22 protein-coding genes and 2 pseudogenes are annotated in these 23,342 nt (G+C 72.3%); 12 read left to right on the top strand and 12 right to left on the bottom strand.

Annotated features, from left to right (window positions below):
• The first annotated feature begins 183 nt into the window (after positions 1 to 183).
• Entirely contained in the window at positions 184 to 1,461 is a 1,278-nt protein-coding gene (locus OG357_RS04590) for a serine hydrolase domain-containing protein (protein WP_329619891.1), read from the top strand.
• Between the two features lie 52 nt (positions 1,462 to 1,513).
• Here OG357_RS04590 and OG357_RS04585 read toward each other — a convergent pair whose 3' ends face one another.
• Positions 1,514 to 2,437 (bottom strand): ketopantoate reductase family protein, encoded by a 924-nt coding sequence (locus OG357_RS04585; protein WP_329619890.1) that lies wholly within the window; start codon positions 2,435 to 2,437, stop codon positions 1,514 to 1,516.
• Entirely contained in the window at positions 2,434 to 3,051 is a 618-nt protein-coding gene (locus OG357_RS04580) for a winged helix-turn-helix transcriptional regulator (RefSeq protein WP_329619889.1), read from the bottom strand. The genes OG357_RS04585 and OG357_RS04580 overlap by 4 nt, the downstream gene beginning before the upstream one ends.
• A 79-nt stretch (positions 3,052 to 3,130) precedes the next feature.
• Here OG357_RS04580 and OG357_RS04575 point away from each other — a divergent pair, with 79 nt between their 5' ends.
• Positions 3,131 to 4,354 (top strand): ROK family transcriptional regulator, encoded by a 1,224-nt coding sequence (locus tag OG357_RS04575; RefSeq protein ID WP_329619888.1) that lies wholly within the window; start codon positions 3,131 to 3,133, stop codon positions 4,352 to 4,354.
• A 7-nt stretch (positions 4,355 to 4,361) separates the two neighbouring features.
• Here the strand turns inward: OG357_RS04575 and OG357_RS04570 are convergent, their stop codons facing one another.
• Entirely contained in the window at positions 4,362 to 5,144 is a 783-nt protein-coding gene (locus OG357_RS04570) for an MBL fold metallo-hydrolase (protein ID WP_329619887.1), read from the bottom strand.
• A 320-nt stretch (positions 5,145 to 5,464) separates the two neighbouring features.
• Here OG357_RS04570 and OG357_RS04565 point away from each other — a divergent pair, with 320 nt between their 5' ends.
• The 3 genes from OG357_RS04565 (at position 5,465) to OG357_RS04555 (ending at position 8,701) form a co-directional block, all read left to right on the top strand.
• Complete coding sequence (locus OG357_RS04565) at positions 5,465 to 6,958, top strand: ABC transporter permease (RefSeq protein WP_329619886.1); 1,494 nt, start codon at positions 5,465 to 5,467, stop codon at positions 6,956 to 6,958.
• A gap of 44 nt (positions 6,959 to 7,002) precedes the next feature.
• Positions 7,003 to 7,689, top strand: a complete 687-nt coding sequence (locus tag OG357_RS04560) for an ABC transporter ATP-binding protein (RefSeq protein WP_329619885.1) — start codon at positions 7,003 to 7,005, stop codon at positions 7,687 to 7,689.
• Between the two features lie 139 nt (positions 7,690 to 7,828).
• On the top strand, positions 7,829 to 8,701 hold the full coding sequence (locus OG357_RS04555) for an alpha/beta hydrolase (RefSeq protein ID WP_329619884.1): 873 nt from the start codon (positions 7,829 to 7,831) through the stop codon (positions 8,699 to 8,701).
• A 13-nt stretch (positions 8,702 to 8,714) separates the two neighbouring features.
• Here OG357_RS04555 and OG357_RS04550 read toward each other — a convergent pair whose 3' ends face one another.
• Positions 8,715 to 9,692 carry a M23 family metallopeptidase gene (locus OG357_RS04550; protein ID WP_329619883.1) on the bottom strand — a complete coding sequence of 326 codons (978 nt, stop codon included), beginning with the start codon at positions 9,690 to 9,692 and terminating at the stop codon, positions 8,715 to 8,717.
• Positions 9,693 to 9,700: 8 nt separating this feature from the next.
• A pseudogene (locus OG357_RS04545) lies at positions 9,701 to 10,603 on the bottom strand (SPFH domain-containing protein); the annotation flags it as partial.
• Between the two features lie 459 nt (positions 10,604 to 11,062).
• On the opposite strand from OG357_RS04545, the gene OG357_RS04540 reads away from it, so the two are divergent.
• Both OG357_RS04540 and OG357_RS04535 read left to right on the top strand, forming a co-directional pair.
• Positions 11,063 to 11,539 carry a hypothetical protein gene (locus tag OG357_RS04540; RefSeq protein WP_329619881.1) on the top strand — a complete coding sequence of 159 codons (477 nt, stop codon included), beginning with the start codon at positions 11,063 to 11,065 and terminating at the stop codon, positions 11,537 to 11,539.
• A gap of 68 nt (positions 11,540 to 11,607) precedes the next feature.
• Positions 11,608 to 12,636: a S66 family peptidase gene (locus tag OG357_RS04535; RefSeq protein ID WP_329619880.1), complete on the top strand. Its 1,029-nt coding sequence runs from the start codon at positions 11,608 to 11,610 to the stop codon at positions 12,634 to 12,636.
• A gap of 63 nt (positions 12,637 to 12,699) precedes the next feature.
• Here OG357_RS04535 and OG357_RS04530 read toward each other — a convergent pair whose 3' ends face one another.
• The 3 genes from OG357_RS04530 to OG357_RS04520 form a co-directional block, all read right to left on the bottom strand.
• Complete coding sequence (locus OG357_RS04530) at positions 12,700 to 13,122, bottom strand: DUF350 domain-containing protein (protein ID WP_317601289.1); 423 nt, start codon at positions 13,120 to 13,122, stop codon at positions 12,700 to 12,702.
• A gap of 167 nt (positions 13,123 to 13,289) precedes the next feature.
• Positions 13,290 to 13,892, bottom strand: coding sequence for an HdeD family acid-resistance protein (locus tag OG357_RS04525; RefSeq protein ID WP_329619879.1), 603 nt, complete (start codon positions 13,890 to 13,892; stop codon positions 13,290 to 13,292).
• 73 nt (positions 13,893 to 13,965) lie between these two features.
• Entirely contained in the window at positions 13,966 to 15,342 is a 1,377-nt protein-coding gene (locus tag OG357_RS04520; RefSeq protein WP_329619878.1) for a dipeptidase, read from the bottom strand.
• A 179-nt stretch (positions 15,343 to 15,521) separates the two neighbouring features.
• Here OG357_RS04520 and OG357_RS04515 point away from each other — a divergent pair, with 179 nt between their 5' ends.
• Positions 15,522 to 16,076, top strand: a complete 555-nt coding sequence (locus OG357_RS04515) for a DoxX family membrane protein (protein ID WP_329619877.1) — start codon at positions 15,522 to 15,524, stop codon at positions 16,074 to 16,076.
• A 32-nt stretch (positions 16,077 to 16,108) separates the two neighbouring features.
• Positions 16,109 to 17,020 carry a glucose-6-phosphate dehydrogenase assembly protein OpcA gene (opcA, locus tag OG357_RS04510; RefSeq protein WP_329619876.1) on the top strand — a complete coding sequence of 304 codons (912 nt, stop codon included), beginning with the start codon at positions 16,109 to 16,111 and terminating at the stop codon, positions 17,018 to 17,020.
• Between the two features lie 113 nt (positions 17,021 to 17,133).
• Here opcA and OG357_RS04505 read toward each other — a convergent pair whose 3' ends face one another.
• Positions 17,134 to 18,360, bottom strand: coding sequence for a cytochrome P450 family protein (locus tag OG357_RS04505; protein WP_329619875.1), 1,227 nt, complete (start codon positions 18,358 to 18,360; stop codon positions 17,134 to 17,136).
• Positions 18,361 to 18,626: 266 nt separating this feature from the next.
• Between OG357_RS04505 and OG357_RS04500 the strand changes: the two genes are divergently transcribed.
• Entirely contained in the window at positions 18,627 to 19,808 is a 1,182-nt protein-coding gene (locus OG357_RS04500; RefSeq protein WP_329619874.1) for a cytochrome P450, read from the top strand.
• Positions 19,809 to 19,902: 94 nt separating this feature from the next.
• Positions 19,903 to 20,097 (top strand): annotated as a pseudogene (locus tag OG357_RS38785) (BBE domain-containing protein); the annotation flags it as partial.
• Positions 20,098 to 20,187: 90 nt separating this feature from the next.
• Here OG357_RS38785 and OG357_RS04495 read toward each other — a convergent pair.
• The 3 genes from OG357_RS04495 to OG357_RS04485 form a co-directional block, all read right to left on the bottom strand.
• Positions 20,188 to 20,718 (bottom strand): hypothetical protein, encoded by a 531-nt coding sequence (locus tag OG357_RS04495; protein WP_329619873.1) that lies wholly within the window; start codon positions 20,716 to 20,718, stop codon positions 20,188 to 20,190.
• Positions 20,715 to 21,734 carry a recombinase family protein gene (locus tag OG357_RS04490; protein ID WP_329619872.1) on the bottom strand — a complete coding sequence of 340 codons (1,020 nt, stop codon included), beginning with the start codon at positions 21,732 to 21,734 and terminating at the stop codon, positions 20,715 to 20,717. Before OG357_RS04490 ends, OG357_RS04495 begins: the two co-directional genes overlap by 4 nt.
• Before the next feature lie 176 nt (positions 21,735 to 21,910).
• Positions 21,911 to 22,492: a class I SAM-dependent methyltransferase gene (locus OG357_RS04485; protein WP_329619871.1), complete on the bottom strand. Its 582-nt coding sequence runs from the start codon at positions 22,490 to 22,492 to the stop codon at positions 21,911 to 21,913.
• A gap of 108 nt (positions 22,493 to 22,600) precedes the next feature.
• Between OG357_RS04485 and OG357_RS04480 the strand changes: the two genes are divergently transcribed.
• Entirely contained in the window at positions 22,601 to 23,263 is a 663-nt protein-coding gene (locus tag OG357_RS04480) for a TetR/AcrR family transcriptional regulator (RefSeq protein WP_329619870.1), read from the top strand.
• The last annotated feature ends 79 nt before the right edge of the window (positions 23,264 to 23,342 follow it).

The following is a 23,342-nucleotide window of genomic DNA, read 5'->3' as shown; positions in this document are numbered from 1 at the left end:
CCCCCGATCACACACCACGGCGCGGGCGGTCCGCATCTGCTTTCCGATCGGCAGCCACGCAGCCGGCCCCGGGGCGCGCTGCGTCCGAACGGCGTCAGGCGCCTGCCCCGCACGGGCGCGTCCGCCCCCGTGCTCGGAGTGTTCCGGCGGAGCGCCGCCGGTCTTCCGGACATAGTGCGGCCCATGACACTCACCCCCTTCCGCACGCGTACCGGCAGAGGTACAGGTACGCGTCCTCGGGCAGGCACCCGCAGGGCCCTCCTCTGCGCCGCCCTCCTTGCCGTCACGTTCCAGACGACCGTCACCGCGCCCGTGTCCGCCGAGGAGTCCGGCGACCGGGGCGGGAACGGCGGACGCGACTGCGTGCGGACCGAGAACCCCCGCGACGACCGGGCCCGTCAGGTCCTGGCCATCACCCGCAAGGCCAAGAAGGACCTCCGCCTGAAGTCCGTGCAGCTGCGGGTCACCGTCGACGGACACGAGGTCGTCACCGACGCCCTCGGCGAGTCCATGACGAACGTCCCGGCCCGGCCGGACATGCACTTCCGCGCCGGTTCCGTCGCGTTCGCCCACATCGCCACCGCCCTCCTCCAGCTCGTCGAGGAACGGAAGGTCCGCCTCGACGACACTGTGGAACGCTGGCTCCCCGACCTGCCCAAGGCCGACAAGATCACCCTGCGGATGCTCGCGACCAACACCACGGGCCTCCACGACTACGTCACCGACCCGGCCTTCCTCGCCGAACTGGAGGCCCACCCGTTCCGCGCGTGGACCCCGGCGGAGCTCGTCGGCTACCCCCTCCGTCACTCGTTCTGGTACGAGCCCGGCACCAACTGGAGCTACTCCCACGCCAATTACGTCCTCCTCATCGCCGCGCTCGAGAAGATCACCGGCGTACGGATCGACGAGTTCATGAAGGAGCGGATCACGGGGCCCCTCGGGATGCGCGACACCCGGAACAACTTCACCCCCGAGATCCCGCGCCCGGCCCTGCACGCCTTCACCTCCGACCGCGGCCTCTACGAGGAGTCCACCTTCTGGAACCCCTCGTGGACCACCGCGCCCGGCGCCGTCATCACGACCCACATCTGTGACCTCGCGCGATCCGCCGAGGCCATCGGCAGCGGCGAGCTCCTCTCGCCCCGCTCCTACCGGACCCTGCTCGACCCGGGCACGGTCGGCCTCGGCGGCGCGACCGCGAAGTGCCCCGCCTCGATCTGCCTCAAGCAGACCGAGGCCAAGCACTTCGGCTTCGGCGTCATCGTGATCAACGGCTGGCTGCTCCAGAACCCGTCGTTCTCCGGGTACGCGGCCATCCAGGCGTACCTCCCGTCCGAGCGGCTCGCCATCGCGGTGTCCGCCACGAAGACGGCGACCACACCCGAGGGCAACATGGCCGAGGTGGTCGCCGAGCGCATCGCGGCCGCACTCGCCCCGGGTACGCCGCTGGCCATCGGCTGACCTTCGGGAAGGACAGGCGAAGGGCAGGCGAAGGACCGGCAAAGCACAGGACCTACGGTGCCGTGACCCGGCGCTGGTGGACCCGCAGGTGCAGGGTCGCCAGGTCGAGCAGCGGGGTCGCCACACCGAAGGCGCGCGCCCGGTCGGTCAGGTCGCCGAAGAGGTGCTCGACCTCGGTGGGCTGTCCCGCCGTCAGATCGCGGTACAGGGACGGCACCATCCGCGAGCCGGACGCGGACACCACGGCGAGCGTCGCCGCCCGCTCCGCCTCCGGTACGGGGTGACCCGCCGCGGCGGCGACGGCGGCGGCCTCGTCGAGGACCGCGGGCCCCAGCGCGGGACCGCCGGAGGTGTCGTACACGTCGCCGACGGTGCCGCGCATCAGGCTCGTCACGGCGCCGAAGGTCGTGATGAACACCCACTTGTGCCACATCGCGGTCATGACCCGTTCCGGCACCGGCGCGTCGATCCCCGCCGCGTCGAACACGGCCCGGATCCGCTCCACGCGCGGGGAGACCGTCCCGTCCTGCTCGCCGAAGGCCAGATGGGCGAGCGGGGCAAGGCGCCGGATGTCACCCGTCTCGTCGAGGGTCGTGACGACCTTGGCCACCCCGCCGAGGACGGCGGACGCGCCGAAACGGGCGTTGAGGACGTCGATGTGGGCGAGGCCGTTGAGCAGCGGGACGAGGGCGGTGTCCGGGCCGACGGCCGGCGCGATGTCCTCGACGGCCCGGTCGAGCCCGGTGGACTTCACCGAGAGCAGGACGAGGTCGTACGGGCCGGTCAGCTCGTCGGCCGTGACGAGCCGCGGCGTGAGGACCCACTCCTCGTCCCGGCCGACGACCCGCAGCCCGCGCTCGCGCAGCGCGGCGGCGCGGGCCGGGCGGACGAGGAAGGTGACGTCCTGTCCGGACCGGGCGAGCAGGGCGCCGAAGTAGCCACCGGTGGCACCGGCGCCGACGACCAGGATCTTCATGGGCGGGGACCTCTCGTGGGGCGCCCTGAGGGCGCGGTGACGGGGTGGGCGGGCGGGAGAAGAGGGAGGCGCGGAGTGAGGAGAGGAGTGAGGAGGCGGTGAGGGCGGGTCAGTGCCGCCGTCACCGGGTCGGCGTCCACGGCCGGGGACCCTGGCGGCGTCCGGAGCCCTGGTCCGGGGGTGACCAGGACGTCTTCGACCGGTACGGCCGTGCCGCAGCCGGTGCACCGTCCGTCGGCGTCGAGCGGGGCCTCGTCGCCGACGTGCCGGAAGACGCGGCGCGGGCCGCCCTCCGCCGCGTAGAACTCCTCGCCCCACGCCGTGAGCGCGCGGACGGCCGGCCAGAGGGCGATTCCCTTGGGCGTCAGGACGTAGACCTCGCGGCGCCCCGTGCCCGGCTCGCGCCGGCGGTCCAGGACACCGGCCTCGACGAGTACGGCGAGCCGGTCGGTGAGGACGGCGCGGGGGACCGCCAGATGCGCCGCGAACTCCCCGAACCTGCGGACCCCGTAGAAGGCGTCGCGCAGGATGAGCAGCGTCCAGCGCTCGCCGACGATCTCCATCGAGCGGGAGAGGGCACAGGTCTGGCCGCGGTAGTCGCGCGGAAGCGTCATGGGGGAGACTAGCGCAGAAGAGTTCGGTCACCGAACTGTTTTCGGGTGAGCGAAAGGGGCGACTAGGCTCTCGCTCACCATGAACCAGCCCACGGAACCCAAGGCCGACAAGTCGGGTGTGCGCCGGCACAACCTGAGTCTCGTCCTGCGGACCGTCCACGACGCGGGGGAGACGACGCGGGCCGCCGTCGCGTCCCGCGTCGGCCTCACCCGGCCCGCCGTCTCCTCGCTCGTCGAGCAGCTCCTCGACCTCGGCTTCCTCGTCGAGTCGGGCAAGACGTTCAGCGGGCAGGCCGGGCGGCCGGGGACCGTACTGAAACCGGCGGACACCGGCCCCGCGGGGCTCGGCGTCGAGGTCAACATCGACTACGTGACGGTCTGCGTCGTCGACCTCACCGGCACCGACCGCGTCCGGCGCACCGAGCGACTCGACAACCGCGCGGCCGGCGCCACCGAGGTACTGGACCGGGCCGCCCGCATCGCCGCGGAGGCGCTCGACGACGCGGCCGAACGGGGGCTGGTCCCGGCCGGAGCCGGGCTCGCCCTCCCTGGACTCGTCACCGGCGGGTCCGTCCGGCAGGCGCCCAACCTCGGCTGGAACGAGGTCGACGCCGAACGGCTCTTCGCCGAGGCGCTCGCCGCGCGGCGGCCCGGCACGGGCGGACCGGCCGGCCTCGCCCTGACCTCCGACAACGAAGCCAACATGGCGGCCCTCGCCGAGCTGTGGTTCGGCGGGCTCGGAGACCTCCGCACCTTTCTGCACCTCACCGGCGAGATCGGCGTCGGCGGCGCGATCGTCGTCCACGGCGAACTCCTGCGCGGCGCACACGGCTTCGCGGGCGAGATCGGCCATCTCGTCGTCGACGCCGAGGGGCCCCGCTGCCGCTGTGGATCACGCGGTTGCCTGGAGCAGTACGCGGGCCAGGCGGCGCTGCTGCGGGCGGCGGCGGCGGGCGACGTCGCGGAGCTCGTACGCCGTGCCGAGACGGGAGACCCCCGCACGCGCGGCGCGCTCGACGAGGCGGGCCGCATGCTCGGCCGCGCCCTGTCGGGCGCCGTGAACCTCCTCGATCCCGAGGCCGTCGTCCTCGGCGGCATCTTCCCGCTCCTCATGCCCTGGCTGGCCCCGGCCGTCGCCGAGGAGCTCGCCGCCCGGGTGGTCTCCGGCCTCTGGACCCCGGACGCCGCCCGTCTCCGCGCCGCCTCCCCGGCGTCCGACGCCGCCCGGGGCGCGGCGGCCCTCGTCCTCCACGACGTCCTGACCGACCCGCTCGCCTACGCGACGGCAGCGACGGACAACTGACGCTCCCTTAGAGCGACTTGGGCGGTTCGACGAACGGGCGGGTCAGGTGGGCCGTCGCCAGGACCGCGCCGCGTTCGGCGGCCCGCGCGAGCAGTTCCTCGCGGGAGGCCCGCGCCGTGGCCGGGTCGCGCTCATGGGCGTACGCGACGGACGGAGCGGCGAGCTGGACGGCGTGCACGAGGAGGTCGCCGGTGACCAGGACGTCCCTGCCGTCGGCGCGTTCGACGAGGACCGACTGGTGGCCGGGGGTGTGCCCCGGCGTGGGCAGCAGGGTGACACCGGGGCGGAGCCGGTGCGTGCCGTCGATCTCGTGCAACTGCCCGGCGGCCCGCAGCGGTTCCACGACCCAGGACCACACCGGGTCGTGCCGGTCGAGCGCGGCGGTCTCCGCGCCCTGGACGACGTACCGGGCGTCCGGGAAGAAGGGCTGCCCCGCGGCGTCGGCGGCCCAGCCCGTGTGGTCCTCGTGCAGGTGCGTCAGGACGACGGTGTGGACGTCCCTCCGGTCGATCCCGGCCTCGGTGAGGAGATCCGGCAGCCGGCCGGGGACGGGACACCAGGGCGCTCCCGGGCCTTCGGCGGGGCCCACGCCGGCGTCGATCAGGGTCCAGCCCGTACCGGTCGGGTCGGCGACGGCGAAGCAGCGGAAGTCCAGCCGCCAGGCTCCGTCGGGCCCGACCGCCCCCGGGTCGAGGGCGGCGGCGGCCGCCCAGTCGGCCGCGAGCGCCCCGGGGAACGCGTCCCGCGCCGACTTGAAGAACATCCCGGTGGCGTCGAGCAGGGCCGTCACCGGCCCGTGCCGTTCCGGCCCCTGCCGTTCCGGCCCCTGCCGTTCCGGCCCCTGCCGTTCCGGTCCCGGCCGTTCCGGTCCCGGCCGTTCCGGCCCCTGCCGTTCCGGTCCCGGCCGTTCCGGCCCCTGCCGTTCCGGTCCCGGCCGTTCCGGTCCCTGCCGTGCCGTTTCCGGCCCCACCGTTCCCCCACTGTCCGACATGGCGCCGACTCTGCCATCGCGAGGCCCCTCGTGCCCAGGCTTTGCCCCGCTGACGTGCTCTCATCCGGCTCTCACGCGGGCCTTATCCCACCATCACCCGCCGCTCCTACCTTCACGCCATGTTCTTCACCTACCTCCGGCGCGAGCTGCGCCGCCGCAGAAAGGCGGCGCTCGTCGTCGCCTCCGGGCTCGCGCTCGGGATCGCGCTGGTCATCGTCGTCAACTCCGTCTCCTCCGGCATGAAAGTCGCCCAGGGCAAGGTGCTCGAGTCCCTGTACGGGCTCGGTACGGACCTGACGGTGACCAAGGCCCAGGAGCAGCCCCAGGAGGGCGCGCGGCCGCAGCGGCCCCGGTTCGAGTTCGAGAGCCAGGAGGACGGCGCGGAGGAGCAGAGCAGCGACCGGCTGATGGTCCAGGGCTTCCAGACCCTGGCGGACTCCACCGTCGCCACGGTCGCGAAGCAGCAGGGCGTCGACCGGGCGGTGGGCGGGCTGAGCCTCGTCAACCTCAAGATCGACGGCGAGTTCACCCGCGGCCGGATCCAGCGCGGCGAGGCGCAGCAGGCGCAGCCTGCCCAACCGGGCGGAACCGGCGGAACCGGTGGCGGATCGGGCCCGAGCGACACGGTCACCGGCGGCGGAGCGGCCTTCGACGTCAACTCCTACACGCTGTACGGCACCGACGTCACCGCCCCCGACCTCGGCCCCCTCACCACGTCCACCGTCTCCACGGGCCGCACCTTCAAGACCACCGAGACCGACGCGAAGGTCGCCGTCCTCGACAGCGCCTATGCCCAGCAGGAGGGGCTCGCGGTCGGCGGGAAGCTGACGGTCAAGGGCGTGTCGTTCGAGATCATCGGCATCGCGACGGCCGACAGCGGCCAGTCCGCCGCACAGGTCTACCTACCCTTGAAGCAGGCGCAGACGCTCTCCGGCTCCGCCGGCAAGATCACCACGATCTACGTGAAGGCCACCGACTCGACGAGGATCGAGGCGGTCAAGACCGCCATCCAGAAGAACGTCTCCGGTACCACCGTCACCACCTCGGCCGATCTCGCCCAGACGGTCTCCGGATCCCTGGACACCGCCGCGAACCTCGCGTCCACGATGGGCAAGTGGCTCTCGTACGCGGTGCTCGTCGCCGCCGTCCTCGTCGCCGGCCTGCTCACCTCCTCGGCGGTCGGCCGACGCGTCCGCGAGTTCGGCACGCTCAAGGCGCTCGGCTGGACGAGCGGCCGGGTCACTCGCCAGGTCGTCGGCGAGGCCCTCGTGAACGGTGTCGTCGGCGGCGCCCTCGGCATCGCGGTCGGAATCGCCGGCGCGTACGCCGTGACCGCCGTCAGCCCGAACCTCACCGCCGAACTGGGCGCGAGCGTGAGCGGTTTCGGCGGGCGGGGCGGCGGGATGGTCTTCGGCGGCGCCGCAGGCGGTCCCGGCGGAGCCCGTACGGCCGTGGGCAAGACCGTCGACATCGCCCTCACCGCCCCGGTCGGTGTCACCACCGTCGGTCTCGCCGTGCTCCTCGCCCTCGGCGGCGGTCTCGTCGCGGGCGCCTTCGGCGCGTGGCGCGCCTCGCGCCTGCGCCCCGCCGACGCGCTGCGCCGCGTCGAGTAGTGGCCGACCGACCGCACCGCACCACCTCACCCAGGAGTCGCACCATGTACGAACTCATCGGCGTCACCAAGCAGTACCGGCGCGGCCGCACCAGAGTCGAGGCCCTCGCCGGGGTCGACCTCGCCATCGGTCAGGGAGACCGGCTCGTCATCCAAGGCCCCACGGGCGGCGGCAAGTCGACCCTGCTCCAGATGCTCGGCGGCCTCGACCGTCCCACCTCCGGCAGCGTCCTCCTCGACGGCACCGACCTGGCGAAGCTCTCGGAGCGCCGCCTGACGGCCGTACGCGGCCAGAACATCGGCTTCGTCTTCCAGAGCTTCAACCTCATCCCCACCCTCACCGCCCTGGAGAACGTGGAGACCGCCCTGGTCCCCCTCGGCGTCAAGGCCGCCGACCGCCGCGAGAGGGCAGCCGAGGCGCTGGATTCGGTCGGCCTCGGCGAGCGCCACGGGCATCTGCCGTCCGAGCTCTCCGGCGGCCAGCAGCAGCGCGTGGCCATCGCCCGCGCGCTGGTGAAGCGGCCGAAGGTGCTGCTCGCCGACGAGCCGACCGGCAATCTCGACGAGTCGATGCGCGACGAGATCGTCGACCTGCTCGAAGGGCTCTGCGAGGAGCACGGGCTGACCTTCGTCATGGTCACCCACGACAGCGCCGTCGCCCGCCGCGCGCCGCGCCTGGCCACGATCCGCAAGGGCCGGATCAGCGTGAAGGAGAACCGCCCGGTCGGCTGAGCGGCTGAGACGGGGATCACGCCGCCGTAACGGTGTTCGGCAATGTCGAACGCCATTACGGTGGCCGGGCATCAGACACCCGCAGCCCGCAGCCCGCAGCCCGCAGCCCGCAGCCCGCAGTCAGGAATCAGGAGCCGCCGTGTTCACCTTCACCTCCCAGGACGGCATCGCCATCCACGTCCACGCGTGGCTCCCCGAGGGAGAGGCGCGGGGCGTCGTCCAGATCGCGCACGGCATGGGTGAACACGCCGCCCGTTACGCCCCGCTCGCCGAGCACCTCACCGGCCTCGGCTTCGCCGTCTACGCGGGTGACCACCGAGGCCACGGACTCTCCATGCACGCGGGCGCGGGCCACTTCGGCGAGAACGGCTGGAACCTCCTCGTCGAGGACATCGCCGCCCTCACCCGGATCGCCCGCGACCGGCACCCCGGAGTGCCCGTGATCCTGCTGGGGCACAGCATGGGCTCCTTCGCCGCCCAGCAGTACGTCCTCGACCACGCCGTCCTCGTCGACGGCGTCGCCCTCTCCGGCACCACGGCCGTGGACGGGCTCCTCACCGGACTCGCGGAGGCCGCCCGCCAGGCCGCCGAGACGGGCGCCGAGGGCGGCGGGGTCTTCGACGCCTTCAACGCCGCCTTCGCGCCCAACCGTACGGACGCGGACTGGCTCAGCCGCGACGAGAAGCAGGTCGACGCCTACCTCGCCGACCCGCTCTGCGGCTTCGCCGCCGACGACCGGGGGATGGCGGACATGGGCGCGGCCGCCGGCCGGCTCGCCGCACCCGAGGGCATCCCGTCCGGCCTGCCGGTCTACGTCCTCGTCGGCGACCACGACCCGCTCAACGCCCGCCTCGCCCTCTCCGACCTGCTGGTCGCCCGCTACCGCGAGGCCGGGCTCACCGACCTCACGTACCGCAGCTACGAGGGCGCCCGCCACGAGCTCCTCAACGAGACCAACCGGGACGAGGTCGTCGCCGACCTCACCGCCTGGATCGAGCGCGTGGCGGGCTGAGCCCGCTCTCCTGCTACACGGGCACGCCGTGGCCGCACAGATAGGCCAGCGGGTTGACGTCCGAGCCGAAGTACGGCGTGGTCCGCACCTCGAAGTGGAGGTGCGGACCCGTCACCCGGCCCGTCCTCCCCGACCGCGCGATCCGCTGGCCGGCCGACACGCTCTGCCCGGGGGACACGTCGATCCGCGAGAGATGGGCGTACTGGGTGTAGCGGCCGTCGGGGTGACGGATCACCACCTCGTAGCCGTACGAGCGGTTGTACCCGGAGCTCACCACCCGGCCCGGGCCGACCGAGCGGACCGTCGTCCCCGTCGGCACCGCGAAGTCCTGACCCGTGTGATACCCCCTCGACCAGGAACCCCGCTGCCCGTAGTACCCCGTGAAGACGTACGAGGAGACCGGCACCGTCCAGCCCCGCGAGGACGGAGTGGCCGGGGCCGTGGGGCCGGTCGGCTTCGACGTGTTCCCCGACGTGTTCCCCGAAGTGCCCGTCCGCTGCTCGTACTTCCACTTGTGGCTGGTCCAGTACCAGTGACCGCCGTACTTGTACCAGTAGACGCGGTCCTGGGCGTCCCAGCCCTGCCGCCCCCGGAAGACGGGCTCGCCGGTACGGCCCCCGCCCGCCGCGGCCTGCTGCCCGCCGCTGCCGGAGCCGCTGCCGCTGCCGCCGGGATCGCCGGTGCGCTGGACGTACGTGGAGTGGTGGCTGGTCCAGCGCCACTCGCCCGCGGCGTTCCGGAACCAGTACTTCGAGCCGTCCCAGCCGGCGTGCGCCGGGGCGGGCTCGGCGACAGCCGTTCCGCACCCCGCCCCCACCAGGGCGACCGCGCCGACGGTCGCGACGACCGCGCGGCGCACCCCGTGCAGGGGCGCACCGGAGCGCGCGCCGCCGGCGCCGTGGCCCCGGGCGGTTTCGACGCAGCCCGCGCAGGCGCAGTCCAGGGGTATCTCGTCGGTGAAGTCGGGTGCGGTGAATTCGGGGGTGTCCACGATCCTCGTCACTCCTGATTCTGTGGGGCCGGTCCGCCACGCCGGGTGTAGAAGGCCACGGTCAAGTCCTTGACCAGGGCCTGGCGTTCGAAGTCGTCGAGTTCGACGAGTCCGCGTGTGGTCAGCCGTGTCACCGTGTCGTCCACCGCGTCGATCACGCCGGTCAGGACGGAGTCCCGGTGCTTGGCGTCGAGCGCGGCGATCTGCCGCCGCTGCATCGCGGCGGCCACCTCGGGGGCGTACTCGATACGGGTCGGCTGGGCGGAGAAGACCGCGATGCCGACCGGCCGGCACTCGGCCGCGAGCATGCGGGTGAGGGCGTCGCCGACCGCCTCGGCGTTCCGCAGGGTCGGCGCGTCACCCCGGAAGGCGTCGGCGGGCAGCTGCGACAGGACCCGCGCGGCGGCCGCCTCCACCTGCTCCCGCAGATAACCGAGATGGTCGTCGACGGCGTAGAGCGCGCGGGCCGTGTCCCGTACCGACCAGACGACCAGGACCACGACGCGCAGCGCCGAACCCTCGGCGTCGACGACGGCGATCGGTTCGCTGCGCCAGTGCCGCAGCCTGACGTCGATCCGGCGGCGCAGTACGAAGGGGCTGATCCAGGCGAGGCCGGTGCGGCGCACGGTGCCGCGGTAGCGGCCGAAGAGCGAGAGCACCCAGGCGGAGCCCGTGCGCCCGCGGGTGAGGCCGCCGAAGGCGACGACGGCGACGACGGCACAGCCGGCGAACGCGGCCCACTGCCAGGGCAGCGGCTGCATGCCGCTCAGGGGGCGGGCGCGCCACAGGATCGCCGCAGGACCGGCGAGCGCGGCCAGGCCCACGAGCACGGCGAGCCAGCCGGGGACTGCGGGCCCGGGGCGCTCGACGAGGCCGGGGTCGGAGGGCGGCGGGCGCCGGGAGACGGCGACCGGAGGGACGGCGACCGCAGGGGCGGCGACCGGAGGGACGGACCGCGCGGGCTCGGTACGTTCCGCCGGTTCTGTCAGCTCCACGGCTCCCGAAGGCTTTGTCAGAGCCGTGGGTGCAGGGGGTGCCGTGGGTGCTGCCTGTTCCGCAGGTGCGGACCGGTCGTTCGGCCTGAGCAGGGTGCCGGTCGGGTGCGCGGGATCCGACCGGTAGAGGTCGTCCATCGGTATGCCGTCCGGATGGCGACGCACTCGGACGGGCAGGGGCCGCTTCTGGGGCTCGGTCATGAGGCCCTTCCGGCCGTCCGGAGATGACGGCACGTCGGATGATCTTCAAAGACCATCGTCACAGGGGTGAATGTCCGAAATGCCACGACAGAAGTCCCGAATGTCGAGGACTTTAGTCCCTTGGCCAAGGCTTCACGGCAGGCCGTTGTCAGTGGCGGCCCCTACCGTTTTCGTATGACGACGACGAGCGGTGGGGGAACGTTCGAGGCGGCCACGGGGGACGGTCCGCCGTTGCCCGGGGCCGCGGCCGAGCAGCGTTCGCGGGAGGTCCGCGCGGCCCGGGACGGGCTGCTCCAGATCAGACGGCTGACGAACGGTCAGGGGGGCGATCCGACAGCGGTGCCCGCCGACTGGGAGCGCGGGAGGCCGGTCCGCGCAGTGGCCCTGGCCCTGGAGTCCGGCGGGCTCACGCCCTCCTCCGTGGACGCCTCGGGCGCACGGGTCGCCACCGGCTACCGGGTCAGGGCGGGGGACCGGCCGGGAACCGCCGTCGTGGAGTGGCCGGGCCCGCCCGGCTCGGGGGCCGCCCAGGAGGAGGCGGAGGCGCTCGCCGCGTGCGTACCCGTGCTGGCCCGACTGGGCTGGGAGGCCCTGCTCTACCGGGGGCCGCGGGGCCGCCGCTTCCTGGAGGTGGAGCCCATGACTCCGTGACGGGGACAGGCGCACCGCCCGCGAAATTCGATGCCGCACAGCCGTGACGGCATGTCAGGATCCGGCGCATGTCGATGCGATACCCGAACCCCCTGCGCCCCGGCGACCGTATAGGCGTCACCTCCCCTTCCAGCGGAGTGCCCAAGGAGATGCGCGCGCGCCTCGACGTGGCGATCCGCGATCTGGAGGCCCGGGGGTACGAGGTGGTGGTCGGCGACTGCATGGACGGCGCCGGTCACCTCAGTGCCCCGGCCGCCGACCGCGCGCGCGAGCTGATGTCGATGCTGACGGACCCCGGCATCAGGGCCGTCGTGCCGCCGTGGGGCGGCGAGACCGCGATCGACCTGCTGCCGTTGCTCGACTGGGACCGGCTGCGGGACGCCGAGCCGACCTGGCTCGTCGGGTTCTCCGACATGGCGACCGTCATGACACCGCTGACCCTGCTCACCGGCACGGCGACCGTGCACGGGAGCAATCTCATGGACACGCCCTACCGCGCGCCGGACGGGCTCCTGTCGTGGCTCGACATCGTCACCGCCCCCCGGGGACACCGGTTCACTCAGGTCCCGCCGAACCGCTACCGAGCCGGCGGCTGGGACGACTACGCCGTCCATCCGGAGGTCCGCGAGTTCACGCTCGACACACCCGGCAGGTGGACCAGGCTGGACGGCGACGGGGACGTGGAGGTCGAGGGCCGCCTGATCGGGGGGTGCATCGAGATGCTGTGCAACCTCACGGGGACGCCCTGCCTGGACACCGCGGGCTTCGCACGGACCGAGGCCCCTGAGGGACTCCTCGTCTACGTCGAGGCGGCGGACGAAGGCGCCTACGCCATCTGCAGATACCTGCACGGGATGCGGCTGGCGGGCTTCTTCGACGAGGCGAACGCGGTCCTCGTCGGCCGGACCTCGGCCCCCGGACACGACTCGCTCAGCCAGCACGAGGCCGTGCTCGACGCGCTCGCGCCGCTGAACGTGCCGATCGTCGCCGACGTCGAGTGCGGGCACGTGGCGCCCTACCTGCCGATCGTCAACGGCGCCCGCGGCCGCCTCGTCCACACGGCGGCGCGCAGCGAACTGACCCAGACGCTGGACTGACGCCGCCGGACACACGGAGAGGACCCGGCCCGACGGGCCGAGTCCTCTCCGTGTGCGTGGTCGTCAGGCGATCGAGGCGGAGACGATCGCCGAGACCGCGAGGTTGCACGAGGCCGTCACCCACACCGCCGGGTGCGGCTCGGGGTCGACGAGCGTGGCGCCGAGCTTGCCCGGCGTGACCAGGTCCACGACGAGGAAGGCGACCGCCATCATCACGAGGCCGAGCAGGCCGAACGCGGCCGTGGAGACGAGCCCCTTGCCGAAGTCGTGGTACGTGGTCCAGATCGAGGTGAAGACGATGCCGCCTATGCCGAGGAGCGCGGAGCTCAGCAGGATCGCGGCGTTGCGGTTGCGCTCTTCCCAGATCTGCCGGCCGAGCTTCCCCGGCGTCAGCAGATCCACGAGCACGATGCCGAGGATCAGCAGGACCACGCCGAGGGCGCCGTACGCGCCTGCCCGGCCCAGGCCGTTGACGATGTCGCTCATGGGATGCCGACTCCGGAAGGTTGCGATCACGGGGGATCGGTGGTCAAGGACCGGCAAAATGTAGCGCACGGGTCAACCACGCCCGCCGCCCACCCGGAAATCGGGTGGGCGGCGGGCTGTGGCGACGGGCTGAGGTGGCGGTAGTCAGGGACGGGTGGGGCGATGCGTCAGGCCCCCTGCGGCAGGTCCTTGGCGCGCGAGCGGATCACGAAGGCCGTGACGAGTTCGACCAGGCCGACCACGATCAGCCAGACACCGGCGAGCACGGTGAGGACCCTCGCCGACTCCAGCGGCGACACGATGAGCACCACGCCGGCGACCGCGCTCACGACGCCGAGGAAGATCTGCCAGCCGCGTGCCGGCATCGCGGGGTCGGAGGCCGCGGCCACCGTCTGCGTGATGCCCCGGAAGAGCCAGCCGATGCCGATCCAGAGCGCGAGCAGCAGCGTCGACTGCATCGCGCCCCGGAAGCAGAACAGGCCGAGCAGGATCGAGAGCGCACCACTGATGAACGCCATGACCCGCAGCGCCGTGGTCGCGTGCGTACCGAAGGCCGCGACCAGCTGCATCACACCGCTGAAGAGCAGATAGAGGCCGAAGAGCACACCGGCCACTCTCAGGGAGGCATCCGGCCATACGAGCACGAGGATGCCCAGGACCACCGAGACGAGCCCGGCGACGAGCAGCGCTTGCCAGGCCGCGCCCGCGAGCGCGCCGAGCGGACCCGGCGGTACGTCGTGCCGCGCCGGTCCGTCATGAGTCTGTGTCATGGAACCATCGGTCCCTTTCCGTTCGGATGCATCGGTGTCGTGCGGGTGAGGGGGACCGGTCGCCGGTCACCGGTCAGCGCGCGGTCGCGTAGCCGCTGAGGAAGAGCGCCTCGGCCAGCGCCATGTGCTCGATCTCCGAGGGGTCCACGCTCTCGTTGGGCGCGTGGATGAGGCAGCCGGGCTCCTCGACGCCGATCAGCGCGATCTCCGCCTTCGGGAACCGGTCGGCGAGCACGTTGCACAGCGGGATCGACCCGCCCTGCCCCGACTCGACCATCTCCTTCCCGTAGGCCTCGCGCAGCGCCGACGCCAGGGCCCGGTAGGCCGGACCGTCGGTGCGCGCCCGGAAGGGCTGCCCGGCGCTCTCCGCCTCCACCTCGACCCGGGCGCCCCACGGCGTGGCCGAGGTCAGGTGGTCGGTGAGCGCGCGGAGTGCCTCGTTCGCGTCGATGCCCGGCGGGACGCGCAGGCTGACCCTGGCCCGTACCTTCGCCTGGATCGCGGCCGAGGAGCCCACGACCGGAGGGCAGTCGATGCCGAGGACGGTGACGGCGGGGCGGGCCCAGAGCTCGTCCGCGACCGAGCCCGTACCGACGAGGGACACACCGTCCAGGACGCCCACGTCGGTCCGGAACTGTTCGGCCGGATAGTCCACGCCGTCCCAGGAGCCGTCGCCCGGCAGCCCCTTGACCGCGGTGTTCCCGTGCTCGTCGCGCAGGCTGTCGAGGATCCGTACGAGCGCGGCCAGCGCGTCGGGCGCGGGCCCGCCGAACATGCCCGAGTGCATCTCGCCCTTGAGCGTGGAGACGGTGATCACCACATTGGTGAGCCCCCGCAGCGACGTCGTCGCGGTGGGCAGGCCGAGCGCGAAGTTGCCGGTGTCGCAGATCAGCAGGGCGTCGGCGGCGAAGAGGTCGGGCTGCAGGGGCACCAGCTGCTCCATGCCGCCCGTGCCCTGCTCCTCCGACCCCTCCGCCACGAACTTGATATTCACCGGGAAGCCCTTGCCCTCCGGCCCGCCCAGCGCGCGCAGGGCCGTCAGGTGCATGGCGATGTTGCCCTTGCAGTCGGCGGAGCCCCGCCCGTACCAGCGGCCGTCGCGTTCGGTGAGCTCGAAGGGCGGCGTCTGCCAGGCGGCGTCGTCCAGCGGCGGCTGGACGTCGTAGTGGCAGTAGAGCAGCACGGTGGGCGCGCCCTCGGGGCCGGGCGCGTGGCCGACCACGGCGTCCGTGCCGTCCGGGGTCGTCACCCGCCGCATGTCACGGAGTCCGGCCTCCGTGAAGGCCCGTACGAGGAAATCGGCCGCCTTCGCGCACTCCTCGGGCGGGAACTGGCGCGCGTCGGCGACGGAGCGCATCGCCACCAGCTCGGCGAGGTCGGCCTTCGCCCGCGGCATCAGCGTCCGGACCTTCTCCCGCAGCGCGGCGGTCTCGGGGGACTCGGCGGTCATGCGTACCCACTCTCTTCGGGACGGCCACAGCTCCCTCACTAAAGCAACGCGGGACAAATGCCGCAAAAGATGACTCCGATGGAGCAGGGGAAGAGGCTCCCGGGCGGCGCGGCCGGGGGAGCGGGCCGAGAGTGGACGGCGTACGAGTCCGCCTCCCCGCACATTACGGAGACCCCCTCATGACCCAGCTCAACCGACGTGACCTCGGGTTGCTCGTGCTGCGGGTCGGCACCGGCGCCGTACTCGCCGCGCACGGGACGCAGAAGCTGTTCGGCTGGTTCGGCGGCAGCGGCCTCGAAGGCACCGCCAAGGGCATGGAGGCGATGGGCTTCTCGCCCGGCCGGGAGAGCGCGATCGCCGCCGGTCTCGGCGAGGCGGGCGGCGGTGTCCTCCTCGCCCTCGGTCTGGCCACCCCGGCCGCCGGCGCCGCCGCGGCCGGGGCCATGGCGGGAGCCGTCGCCGTCCACGCCCCGGCCGGCTTCTTCGCCCACGCCGGCGGGTACGAGTACCCGGCCTTCCTCGGCTTCACCGCCGCCGCGATCGGCATCGCCGGCGCCGGCCGGTACTCCCTGGACCACGCCACCTGCCACGTCCTCGACCGGCCGTGGGTCGTGGCGACCGCCTTCCTCGGCACGGCGATCGCCGCGGCCGCCGTGGTCGGCCGCCGCGCCCAGGACCGGGCGCCCGCGGAGGACGACGAACCGGCGGACGCCGCACCCGGCGAGGAGCGTTAGGCTCGCCGCAGAGGAAGGGACGGGCGCCGCACATGAAGATCGATCTGACGGACACCAATTCCAGCAAGATCAACAAGGCGATCCTGGAGGGCCGGCGGGCCGTCGGCACCCCCGCCGTCGGCGTCGTGCTCACGCTGCTCGTCGTCACGGACGAGGAGAACGCCTACGACGCGGTGAAGGCCGCCAACGACGCCTCCCGGGAACACCCCTCCCGCATCCTCGTCGTCATCAAGCGCCACGCCCGCTCGCCCCGCGGGCGGCACGAGACCCGGCTCGACGCCGAGGTCCGCCTCGGCGCCGACGCCGGTTCGGGCGAGACGGTCCTGCTCCGTCTCCACGGCGAACTCGGCGCCCGCGCCGACTCCGTGGTCCTGCCCCTGCTGCTGCCGGACGCCCCGGTCGTCGTCTGGTGGCCCGTCGACGCCCCCGAGGTCCCCTCCCGGGACCCCCTGGGTGTACTCGCCCAGCGCCGCATCACCGACATGTACGCGGTCGAGGACCCGCTCACCGCCCTGGAGGCGCGGGCCGCGTCCTACGCCCCCGGTGACACGGACCTCGCCTGGACCCGGCTCACCCCGTGGCGCTCGATGCTCGCCGCCGCGCTCGACCAGGCCCGGGCGTCCGTGACCTCGGCGGCCGTCGAGAGCGAGGCGGAGAACCCCAGCGCCGAACTCCTCGCCCGCTGGTTCGAGGTCCGCCTCGGCGTCCCCGTCGACCGGATCGTCACCGACGGCCCGGTCGTCACGGCCGTCCGCATGGGTACGCCCGACGGGGAGATCCGCATCGACCGGCCGGAGGGCCCGGTGGCCCGGCTGGCCATCCCCGGCCAGCCCAGCCGGGTCCTCGCCCTCAAGGTCCGGACCACCGCCGAGCTGATCGCCGAGGAACTGCGCCGCCTCGACCCCGACGACGCCTACGCGGCCGCCCTGCGCGGCCGCGTGTGACACGCCCCCGTACGCCGGGCGCGTGACGCGCCCCCCGTGCACCACCGGCTCAGCCCTCCGCGGACTCAGCCCTCCGCGGACTCAGCCTTCCGTGGACTCAGCCTTCCGTGGACTCAGCCCTCCGGCGTGAACACGACCGGCAGCGTCGCCATGCCCCGCAGGATGCCCTCACGCCGGGTCAGATCCGCGTCCGGGTCCGCGAGCCGCAGATCCGGGAAGCGGCGCAGCAGGGTGCCGATGGCGATCCGGGCCTCGGCCCGGGCCAGCGGGGCGCCCAGGCAGAAATGCACACCGTGGCCGAAAGCAAGCTGTTGCGGGACCTCGCGACGTGCGATGTCGAGGATGTCGGCGCGGTCGTATCGGGCCGGGTCGCGGTTGGCCGCGGCGAGCCCGATGATGATCATCTCGCCCGCCGGGATGGTCACCCCGCCGATCTCGTACGTGTCGACGGTGAAGCGTGCGACACCCCGGCTCACCGGGCCCTCGTAGCGCAGCAGTTCCTCGATCGCGCCGGGAAGCAGCGAGGGGTCGTCCCGGAGCGCGGCGAACTGCTCGGGGTGGCGGAGGAGCGCGTGGACGCCGTTGGCGACGAGGCTCGCCGTCGTCTCGTGACCGGCCAGCGTGAGCAGGATCGTCATGGCCGTCAGCTCACGGTCGCTGATCCGCTCCTCGGCCTGCGCGGCGCACAGGGCGCTCAGCAGGTCGTCCTTCGGGTCGGCCTTGCGCTGGGCGATCAACGGCTCGAAGAACTCGGTGAGTTCGGCCCGCGCCTGGGCTCCCTTGGCGAGTCGCTCGGGCGTGTTGGGCGGCATGATGAGGCCGACCGCGAGGCGGGCGAAGTCGGGCTGTCCCTCGGCCGGGATGCCGATGAGTTCACTGAGTACGGCCATGGGCAGCGGGAGGGCGAACTCGGAGACGAGATCGGCGGATCCGCGTGCCGCGAAGGCGTCGAGGAAGGCGTCGGTGTGCGCCTGGACGCGGGGCGCCATCTGCTCCACACGACGGAAGGTGAAGGCCTTCGAGACGAGGTTGCGCAGCCGCGTGTGGTCCTCGCCGTTGGCGACGAGCATGCTGGCCATCAGGACGTTGGTGCGCTCCTGATGGGCCATCTCCTCCTCAAGTCCGTTGACCCCGACGGGACTACTGCTGAGCCGGGGGTCGGTGAGCGCGGCGACCGCCTCGTCGTAGCCGGTGACCATCCAGACCTCAAGGGTGGGATTCAGCCGGACGCGCTGGACGACGCCGTGCTCACGGATGCGCTCGAAGAGGGGGTAGGGGTTGGGCTGTTGGGCGACGTTTACCGGGACATCGTGAACAATCGTCTGGTCTTGGCCGGTCATCTTCCGTAACTCCCCGAAGCTTTGTGAAAGATCTGTGGCAGGTAGTCATACCAGCCGCCTCAGTTGCGTGGTAGCGTCACCGGCGCTCGGCTCGAATGATGTACGAATGATGCACGGGGAAGGACCGGCGAACCGCCGGTGGCACACCAGCGAGACGCTCCGCCCACCGGTGGATCCACGTCTCGTACAGCTCGACTCGTCGGCAATGAAGGCCTCAACCAGGCCGTGTGCGAAGGGGGAGATGTTTCGTGGAGCAAGCGGCAGCTGTGAACGCTGTGGACCCGATCCTGGACCTGGTCCGTCCGTCGAACCTGCGGAACCCGTACCCCGCGTACGCCCTGATGCGTGAGTCCACCCCCGTCTTCTGGCATGAGCTGCTCGGCTCCTGGGTGCTGACCCGGCACGCCGACTGCCTCGCCGTCCTCACCGACAGTCACCGGTTCGCCTCCGACTGGCGCCGCGCCGGGGAGGACATCCCCGCGCCGCTGCTCAGCGTGCAGACCCTCGACCCGCCCGAGCACACGGCAATCCGGCACCTGCTCCTCGACGGATTCCGGGCCCAGGACCGACGGGCGCTGCACGACGGTCTGGACCTCGAAATCGCGGACCTGCTCGCGGAGTTGGCAGAGAAACCCTCGTTCGACTTCGTCGGGGAGCTGGCCGAACCGGTCGCGCTGCGCTTCGTCACCGCCTTCCTCGGCGTACCGGCCCCCGAGCTCGACTGGTTCGTGCCCATGTCCCGTACCGTCGTCGACGGCATGGACGCCGGCCTGTGGCCGGAGAAGCACGAGCCCGCCGTCGCGGCCAGGGCCCGGCTCGCCGAGTACGCCGGCGGATGGCTCGCGGATCCGCCCAAGGAAGGGCTCATCGCCCACGTCGCCGAGCACGCGGCGGACAGCGGCGTAGAGGAAACGATTCTCCGGAACAGTCTGCGCGCAGTCCTCCACGCCGGCTACGAATCCGCCTCGCGGCTCCTCGGCAACGCCGCCGCCGCACTCCTCACCACCCCCGGCGCGCCGGCCGCCTTCCGGGCGACCCCGGCCTCCGCCGTGGACGAACTCATCCGGTACGACGCACCCGTCCAGGCGGACGCCCGGGTCTGCGTCACCGACACCGAACTGGGTGGCGTCACGATGAGAGCGGGTGATCCGGTCACGCTCCTCCTGGGCGCGGCCAACCACGACCCGCTCCGCTTCGACCACCCCACAGAGCTGCGACTCGACCGCACCCCGAACCCGCACCTCGGGTTCGGACGCGGAGCCCATGCCTGTCTGGGCGCGTCCATGGCGATCCGGCTCGCCGGATCGGTCCTCGGGGCCCTGGCCAGGGACTACCCGGACGCACGGGGAGTCGCGGAACCGGAACACCGGCGCAATCTGACCCTCCGCGGTCTCGACCGCTTCGAGGTCACTCTGCGCCCGAGAGCGGGGGAGGGGGTACGACCATGAAGTACTGGCACTGAAACCAGTGAGCGGGGCGCCCGTCCGGGAGGCGCGCGCCACGCCTCGTGCACGATGGTGCACGACCTGAAGCCCGAGCCTGTTGTACGGCTCGGGCTTCAGCCCTGTCCGGATCAGCTGCGGGCGTCAGGCTCCGCCGACGCCTCGACACCCGCGCGGCCTACGTCAACTTCCCGGACCCGACCTGCCCGACTGGCAGCACGCCTACTACGGCCGCAACTACGACCGCCTGTTCGCCGTCGAACGACGCTACGACCCCGCCGGCCTGTTCCGCTACCGACAAGCCGTCGGCCGTCCCCGGGTGCGAGACCGGGAAGCCCTCAGCCGCACGGGTTCACGCGCGTACGGCTGGAGGGCTTCCCGGAGCTCACCTTGTCGGTCGCCGCTCGAAGGTGCGGTTCCTCTCCGCGATCCGCCCGGCGTGATAGCGGATGCCGGGATGGATGGCGCGGGCGTCCGGCGGCAGGACGTCCGCTTGCCGCCTGATCATGTCGGCCAGTACGGCTTGGTCCGCCCCGGTCAATCGCAGGACGCCGGAGGTGACACCGGCCGCGCCCAGGACCCGCAGCGTGCGCTGGGCGTCCCCGAGGCCGTTGACCTCCACACCGTCCGGTCCGCGCATCGCGAACAGCCGGGTGCCGGAGCCCAGGAGCGCGGCTGTGCCACCGGGGTGGTCGGCCTCCTGGCCGATGGTGTGGACGATGCGGCTGAAGGTGGACAGGCGGCCCTGGAGATCGGTCGTGCCGAACCGACCGGTGGTGGTGTATCGGACGGTGACGGGCAGGTCGGTCGTACGGAGGGTCGGCTGCCAGACAGGCAGCGAGAAGGCCCCGATCGCCGGCAGGGTGTTGCGGCCATGGGGAACATCCGTACAGCCGTTGGCGCTGAGATTGATCATTGGTTCCGGCTGCTGATCTCCACGTTCGGGTGAGGCTGGAACTGGAGACGTTCGCGGAGGTCGATCTTCTCGGGGGTGAGCGGCTCCCCGGGCCGGCGGATGCGGACGGGCTTGGGCCGCAGAGGCGGGCCATCGTCCACCGCGCCCTCCTCAGCTTCGGCGAGCGCCCGGTAGAGCGAGGCGATCGAGGGGTGCTTGCCCGCGTTTTTCCCAGTCTTGATGACCAGCTTCTTGGCGATCTCGGGGACGGGTACGCCCTTGTCCTTGAGGGCGACGGCGAAGGTGAGCATGTCGTCGTCGATGACCTTCGGGCGTCCGCCGTGGTTCCCCTTGGCCGCCGCGGTGACCTGGCCCTCCAGGGTCTTCTCCCGGATGTAGTTGCGCTCGATCTGCCCGGCCACCGCGAGTACGGCGAAGAACATGGCGCCCATGCCGTTGGGGTCGTAGACGCCGGTGAGCGGGCCGGTGAGGAGTTCGGGCTGGATGCCACCTGCCTGGAGCTCGGCGGACAGGGTCATCAGCTCGGCCGCGTTGCGGGCGAGCCGCTTGAGTTCGTGGACGGTGAAGATGACCGGCGTCTCGGGGGCGGCCTCCTTGAACTGGAGGGCCAGTGCGAGTGCCTTCTCGAGCTCGGGCCGGATCTTGATGCGGGTGCTGATCTGTTCCTTGAAGACCTTGTGGCACTCCGCGCGGTGGAGGGCTTCGAGCTGGCTCGCCAGTTCCTGGCGGGCGGTTGACGTCCTCGCGTACCCGATCCTGACGGGCCGCTCGGTGCGGGGCGCGGGGACGGCGGCGAGCGCGGGGCCCTGCTTCCACGCGCGTCCGGGGAGCCGGTCGGCGGGGACGGGGATCTCCGGTTCCTTGCGGAGCGCTGGGACCAGGACGAAACGCGGGGTGTGGTACTTCGCGGCTGTCTTCCCGCCCCGGGTGCGGCAGGCGCTTCCGACGGGTGCGTCACAGTTCGGGCAGTCGTGACGTTCCACCGCCAATGCGGCCTGATCGGGCGTGAGATCCATGGCGGCAGTCTCTCGGAACCGCCTCGCACAACACGCCGGTTTCGAGAGGACTTCTGCGAACGGCGACCTGCGGAAACGTGATCACTCCTAGGGTTCTCGCAGAACTCTCACAGATGTTCGTTTGAGAACGGCCGCGCGCGACAGCCGCAGCCCGAAGCTGCCCGGTGCGACTGAGCTCATGCAGAGCCGGCGCCGCGGCGCAGCGTGAACCAGAAAGTCGGGACCGGGTTCGTGCCGGGCGTCACGTCGTCCAGCTGCCACCCAGCGAACCTGGCGCTGAGTTCGTCCGCAGTGACGCCGGACCACGAGTCGTCAAACGCCCCGGGCCCGTACCCGAACATCAGCAATCGCGCACCGGGGGCGGCACGCTTGGTGAGGCCGGCGGCGTAGGCGTCGCGGCGGTGCGGTGGAATCCCGCAGTAGCAGCTCAGGTCGAAGAACAGGTCGTACGGGCCGGGCACGCCCACCTCGTCGAGACGGGTGGCGTCCCCGCACAGCACCGTGACTTCCGCTCCTGCAGCGTCGGCCTTCTCCCGAGCCTGCCGTACCGCGCGGTCGACCAGGTCGACGGCCGCCACTCGCCAGCCGTGCCGGGCCAGGTACACCGCGTTGGTCCCGGTGCCGCAGCCGAGTTCGAGGACCTGGCCTGGCATCAGCGCACCGGGCCCCTCTATCAGGGCCATGAGCTCGGGTGGCGTGATGCCGCTGTCCCACGGCGGCTTGCCGTCCCGGTAGAAGTCCTCCAACACGCGGCGCACAAAACCCTCTTGCTCGAGCTCCGCAGCCGTCTGAGTCTCACTCATCGCTACCCCTCCAAGAAATTAGAGTTCATCTCTAGTGACTGACTCTAGAGATAGACTCCCGGCATGGATGCGGTCAAGGGATCCGACGGACAGAACGTCAAGCGCCCCGACAAGAGGGCCGAACGCTCGCGGCGTACCCGCGAGAAGATCGTCGCGGCGGCGCGGGAGCTGTTCGTCGCGCAGGGGTACGGTGCGACAAGCCTTCAGGAGGTTGCGGATCGCGCGGGTGTGGCCGTCCAGACCGTGTACTTCGTGTTCCGAAACAAGCGCGCGCTGTTCAAGGACGTCGTCGACACGTCCATCGCGGGCGACGTCGAACCGGTCGCCACGATGGACCGCGACTGGTTCCGCGGCGCGTGCGCCGAGCCCACCGCGGCCGGGCAACTGCGCGCCCACGTACGGGGTGTACGCGACATCCTCGGCCGGGTCGCCCCGATCATGCCGTTGATCGCGGCTGCGGCCGCCACGGACCCGGAGATCGCCGCGCAGTGGCCGGCCGGCCCCGACCCGCGCTACACCGTCCAGCACGCCGCGGCGAAGGCGCTGACCTCCAAGCCCGACGCCCGCCCCGACGTCGACACCGCCCGCGCCGCCGACCTGCTGTACGGGCTGCTCAGTCCGGAGCTATACCTGATCTTTGTCCGCGACCGGGGCTGGTCCCCCGACGCCTGGGAGGAGTGGGCATGTGTGGCCCTGACTACCCACCTCTGCACAGACGACGAGTAGGCCACCGACCCTTCGGCGACAGCCGCCGAAGCGAAGCAGAGTCCGCGACCGGCTGCGGCTGCGGAAGCTGACCGGGACG

Source organism: Streptomyces sp. NBC_01255, assembly GCF_036226445.1.
In the GTDB taxonomy this organism is placed as follows: domain Bacteria; phylum Actinomycetota; class Actinomycetes; order Streptomycetales; family Streptomycetaceae; genus Streptomyces.
This window is presented reverse-complemented; position numbering and strand designations above follow the sequence as displayed.

Bases quoted from the DNA above. Each gene is read 5' to 3' on its own strand.
- OG357_RS04575 (WP_329619888.1), top strand. From the start codon at position 3,131: ATGAACCAGCCCACGGAACCCAAGGCCGACAAGTCGGGTGTGCGCCGG.
- OG357_RS04560 (WP_329619885.1), top strand. From the start codon at position 7,003: ATGTACGAACTCATCGGCGTCACCAAGCAGTACCGGCGCGGCCGCACC.
- OG357_RS04580 (WP_329619889.1), bottom strand. From the start codon at position 3,051: ATGACGCTTCCGCGCGACTACCGCGGCCAGACCTGTGCCCTCTCCCGC.
- OG357_RS04520 (WP_329619878.1), bottom strand. From the start codon at position 15,342: ATGACCGCCGAGTCCCCCGAGACCGCCGCGCTGCGGGAGAAGGTCCGG.
- OG357_RS04565 (WP_329619886.1), top strand. From the start codon at position 5,465: ATGTTCTTCACCTACCTCCGGCGCGAGCTGCGCCGCCGCAGAAAGGCG.
- OG357_RS04495 (WP_329619873.1), bottom strand. From the start codon at position 20,718: ATGATCAATCTCAGCGCCAACGGCTGTACGGATGTTCCCCATGGCCGC.
- OG357_RS04590 (WP_329619891.1), top strand. From the start codon at position 184: ATGACACTCACCCCCTTCCGCACGCGTACCGGCAGAGGTACAGGTACG.
- OG357_RS04515 (WP_329619877.1), top strand. From the start codon at position 15,522: ATGACCCAGCTCAACCGACGTGACCTCGGGTTGCTCGTGCTGCGGGTC.
- OG357_RS04480 (WP_329619870.1), top strand. From the start codon at position 22,601: ATGGATGCGGTCAAGGGATCCGACGGACAGAACGTCAAGCGCCCCGAC.
- OG357_RS04540 (WP_329619881.1), top strand. From the start codon at position 11,063: ATGACGACGACGAGCGGTGGGGGAACGTTCGAGGCGGCCACGGGGGAC.
- OG357_RS04530 (WP_317601289.1), bottom strand. From the start codon at position 13,122: ATGAGCGACATCGTCAACGGCCTGGGCCGGGCAGGCGCGTACGGCGCC.
- OG357_RS04490 (WP_329619872.1), bottom strand. From the start codon at position 21,734: ATGGATCTCACGCCCGATCAGGCCGCATTGGCGGTGGAACGTCACGAC.
- OG357_RS04535 (WP_329619880.1), top strand. From the start codon at position 11,608: ATGTCGATGCGATACCCGAACCCCCTGCGCCCCGGCGACCGTATAGGC.
- opcA (WP_329619876.1), top strand. From the start codon at position 16,109: ATGAAGATCGATCTGACGGACACCAATTCCAGCAAGATCAACAAGGCG.
- OG357_RS04585 (WP_329619890.1), bottom strand. From the start codon at position 2,437: ATGAAGATCCTGGTCGTCGGCGCCGGTGCCACCGGTGGCTACTTCGGC.
- OG357_RS04525 (WP_329619879.1), bottom strand. From the start codon at position 13,892: ATGACACAGACTCATGACGGACCGGCGCGGCACGACGTACCGCCGGGT.
- OG357_RS04505 (WP_329619875.1), bottom strand. From the start codon at position 18,360: ATGACCGGCCAAGACCAGACGATTGTTCACGATGTCCCGGTAAACGTC.